The 3,497-nt window shown below is 63.4% G+C and carries 5 protein-coding genes; 1 reads left to right on the plus strand and 4 read right to left on the minus strand.

The annotated features are described in order from the left end of the window. Nucleotides 1-191: 191 nt before the first annotated feature. Nucleotides 192-431 (plus strand): hypothetical protein, encoded by a 240-nt coding sequence (locus tag ACOADB_RS19405; protein ID WP_378602197.1) that lies wholly within the window; start codon nucleotides 192-194, stop codon nucleotides 429-431. A gap of 140 nt (nucleotides 432-571) precedes the next feature. Here the strand turns inward: ACOADB_RS19405 and ACOADB_RS19410 are convergent, their stop codons facing one another. The 4 genes from ACOADB_RS19410 to queC are packed head-to-tail and all read right to left on the minus strand — an operon-like array spanning nucleotide 572 to nucleotide 3,031. Then, nucleotides 572-1,357, minus strand: coding sequence for a GTP cyclohydrolase I FolE2 (locus ACOADB_RS19410; protein WP_378602200.1), 786 nt, complete (start codon nucleotides 1,355-1,357; stop codon nucleotides 572-574). Nucleotides 1,358-1,359: 2 nt separating this feature from the next. Beyond that, on the minus strand, nucleotides 1,360-1,725 hold the full coding sequence (gene queD, locus ACOADB_RS19415) for a 6-carboxytetrahydropterin synthase QueD (RefSeq protein ID WP_378602203.1): 366 nt from the start codon (nucleotides 1,723-1,725) through the stop codon (nucleotides 1,360-1,362). Next, nucleotides 1,722-2,357, minus strand: coding sequence for a 7-carboxy-7-deazaguanine synthase (gene queE, locus ACOADB_RS19420; protein ID WP_378602206.1), 636 nt, complete (start codon nucleotides 2,355-2,357; stop codon nucleotides 1,722-1,724). Before queE ends, queD begins: the two co-directional genes overlap by 4 nt. After that, the gene (queC, locus tag ACOADB_RS19425) at nucleotides 2,354-3,031 is read right to left on the minus strand and encodes a 7-cyano-7-deazaguanine synthase QueC (protein WP_378602209.1); all 678 of its coding nucleotides are present in this window, start codon (nucleotides 3,029-3,031) and stop codon (nucleotides 2,354-2,356) included. Before queC ends, queE begins: the two co-directional genes overlap by 4 nt. Nucleotides 3,032-3,497 lie beyond the last annotated feature (466 nt).

Below are 3,497 nucleotides of genomic sequence, written 5' to 3' on the forward strand. Positions count from 1 at the left end.
TGGCGTTCTGGACAGAGGGTCAGCATTCCAGAGGGGTACGACGGCGGGTCGGAGAGGCCCACCGGCCGCCCGAAGTCGGGTCGCCAATGTGCGGTCTGACTCGGCGGGCGATCGCGATGGTCGGCCCCGCGGACAGACCAGACGCGACGGGCGCGACCGCAAACAGTCGTACTGGATGGCATCCTCATCGCATGCGACTGACCTACACAGATTTGGAAACTGGCTGGGAGATGGTGCGCCAGAATGGCGAACTTCGCGAGATCCGGGATGGCGAGGTCACAAACGTCTACCCGGTGGCACCCATCGAATCCATCACCCTATTCGGCCACGAGATCGACAAACAATCAGGGCAGACGTACTACGTCCTGACGATCAACGACGACTACCCGAACGACGTCGTCGAATGCGAGACGTTCTGCATAACGCCGTGACCCAGCAGGCCGCGCCCGACAGAGTTCCTGGGCAGAGACATCGGAGCGGCGCAGTATTGCGAGAAGCGTTCGCTGTGCATCCTGAGGTATCGACACAGTTGTGCGTTGCGGCTAAGCGAGTGCTTCAGTCGGTCGGGAGCCTACGGGCCCGGAACCCATCTAAGGGAGGCCACGGCGTCGTGGCTGTGAATGCTCTCGAAGTTGCGCACGCTCACCGCGTGGGCAATGCCGCGCTCTCGGCACATGTGAGAGAGATCCCGCACCATGTCTTCTACAAAGGCGGGGTTGTCGTGGGCGTCCATCGTGACGGCGCGCTCGTCAGGCCGCTTGATCAGCGGGAAAACCGGGCTTGAGCCGATCGAGCGAATCATGGCGAATGCGGACGCCACGTCCAACGGATAGACATCGTCATGCCGCCCGATGGTGGTGAGACGCACTCGACTGCGCTGGTTGTGGGCTCCGTAGTCACTGATCGCTTTGCTGCAGGGGCAGAGACTCGTGACATCAGTGCCGACTGTGACCGCGAGCTCTGCGCGATCGGCGGTCAGTCGCGCCTCAAGTTCCACGTCGCAGACCTGCCACGCTTCCTTCCCAGAGGTCGGCGCTTGGACCAGGAAAGCCATCGGCAACCCAACACCAACCTGGACCCTGTCGACGTCAAGGCGGTCAGCTGCCACCTTGAGGGCCTGAGGAAGCCGTTCGGGTTCCAGATCCTGGAGTTCGTCATGGATGATCTCCACCATCCGGCTCATGTGGGTTCCGCGGCGGTCGGCCGGCAGCGTCACAGTCACATCGAATGTCGCCATCCCGGCGTGCTGGGTCAAACCGTCATTGAAGCGGATCGGGTATTGAACCCCAGCGATGCCAACGCGATCGAGTTCCACTCCGCGCTCGTCCACCTGGTCCTGGATGTCTGGCAGCGACATGTTTACCCCCGGTAAATGCACCCGGAGGTGCAGGTCTCACGAACCTGGACTGCACTCAGGCCCGCCAACGTTCCAACCAACTTGTTCCAGATCCACTGAGCGAGCACCTCGCTGGTCGGGTTCTCGAGCCCTTCGATGTCGTTGAGGTAGTTGTGATCCAACTGCTCCTCAAGCGGCTTGTAGACACTCTTGATGTCCCCGAAGTCCTGCACCCACCCGGTGTCTTCGCCGATTGAACCCGTGACATGCACCTCCACACGATACGAATGCCCGTGGAGCCGACCGCACTTGTGCCCGTCTGGCACATGGGGCAGACGGTGCGCCGCCTCAAAGGTGAACTCGCGGTAGATCTCTGCAGTGCCGGTCACGGGATTCCTAGGTACTTGTGGGTTTGCAGGCTGAGTTGCCAGTTCGGGTGATCCAGACAGAACTTCACGGCGGCAGCGACGTTCATGTCGAGATCGGGTCCGTCCATGGGTTGTACCCGAAAGGACTCGAACGCGAGTCCCTCGAAACGCGTCGGGTCGGCGTCTTTCTGCGGATAGACGAACTTGAGTTCCTGACCACCTGACACCACCAACTCGGCTCCGATCTTGGGACTGACGCACAGCCAGTCGATCCCGGCCGGCGGCACCTGGGTGCCATTGGTCTCCACCGCGACGAAGAACCCCCGGGCCTTCAGCGCAGCGACCGCGTCGTCGTCCAACTGCAGGAGCGGCTCGCCACCGGTACAGACGACCATCCGGTCCTCCTGCCAGTCGGCCGGCCACTGCGCTTCCACAGCATCGGCCAGGTCTTCGGCGGTCTCGAAGCGACCGCCGTTCTCGCCATCGGTGCCGATGAAGTCTGTGTCGCAGAACTGGCAGATCGCGCGGTCGCGGTCGGCCTCGCGGCCGGTCCAGAGGTTGCAGAGGCTGAACCGGCAGAACACCGCCGGCGTCCCGGCGTGCGCCCCCTCCCCCTGGAGGGTGTAGAAGATCTCCTTGATCTTGTACGTCACTGGTACTCGATCGGGTCGGAGGTGCCGGCCTCGGCGAAGCCCTTCAGGCGCAGCAGGCAGGAGTCGCAGTGGCCGCACGAGCGGCCGGCGGCGTCGGGGTCATAGCAGGACGAGGTAAGCCCATAGTCAACGCCGAGCGCCAGACCCATCTCGACGATCTGCGCCTTGGTTTTGTCGATCAGCGGAGTATGGATCTTCAAACGCCCACCCTCGACGCCGGCCCGGGTGGCCAGGTTGGCCATGTTCTCGTACGCCTCTATGTATTCCGGGCGGCAGTCCGGGTAGCCGGAGTAGTCCAAGGCATTCACACCGATGAACACGTCCGTCGCGCCAATCACCTCCGCGTAGGCGAGGGCGAAGGAGAGGAACACGGTGTTGCGCGCCGGCACGTAGGTGACCGGGATGTCCTCGGCAACCTCGGCGGCGGTCTCATGCTTGGGGACGTCGATGTCGGCAGTCAGGGCCGACCCGCCGAACACGCTCAGGTCGATGTCGCAGATCACGTGGCCGGCCACCCCCTGAGCCTCGGCGACCTTGCGGGCAGCCTCCAGTTCGACGACATGGCGCTGGCCGTAGCGGAAACTCAGGGCGTAGGGCTCGAAGCCCAGGCTCTTCGCGTGCGCCAGCACGGTCGTGGAGTCAAGACCCCCACTGAGCAGGACAACTGCCTTCATTTGAACCACCTGAACTTTCCTCAACTGTCGCTGCGTGTACACAGTGACGCTACGACTAACTACCGCATAGAGTAACTTCGACACACCGACAGTTATTAACCGGAGACCGAACGAGTGACCCAAAAACTGACGATCGTCGTCACCTGCGCTGATCGCAAGTCAGCGCCCGTTCAGGACGGCCTCCGGATCCGCGACCTCCCTCCGGCGAGCATGGAGGACCGCGCGGCGTCCTGGTCGCGGAGGCTACGCCACGCCGACGACACTGTCCCCCTGCGGGATCTGTACCAAGGTGAGACCTGGTCGCAGGTCAGCGTTCTGGAACGGGCTGTCGAGAAGGCCGGGTACCAACCACGGACCCTAGTCGCATCAGCCGGCGTCGGGCTGCGACCGATCGACTACAGGGCGCCCGCGTACGGCGCCACCTTCACCCGGCCGCACCCGGATGCCGTCGGCAACACCACCGACC

It is taken from the genome of Nocardioides sp. CPCC 206348, from assembly GCF_048654705.1.
In the GTDB taxonomy this organism is placed as follows: domain Bacteria; phylum Actinomycetota; class Actinomycetes; order Propionibacteriales; family Nocardioidaceae; genus Nocardioides.

Excerpts from the sequence above, each read along its gene's own strand:
- ACOADB_RS19410 (WP_378602200.1), bottom strand. The coding sequence starts at position 1,357 with ATGTCGCTGCCAGACATCCAGGACCAGGTGGACGAGCGCGGAGTGGAA.
- ACOADB_RS19405 (WP_378602197.1), top strand. The coding sequence starts at position 192 with ATGCGACTGACCTACACAGATTTGGAAACTGGCTGGGAGATGGTGCGC.
- queC (WP_378602209.1), bottom strand. The coding sequence starts at position 3,031 with ATGAAGGCAGTTGTCCTGCTCAGTGGGGGTCTTGACTCCACGACCGTG.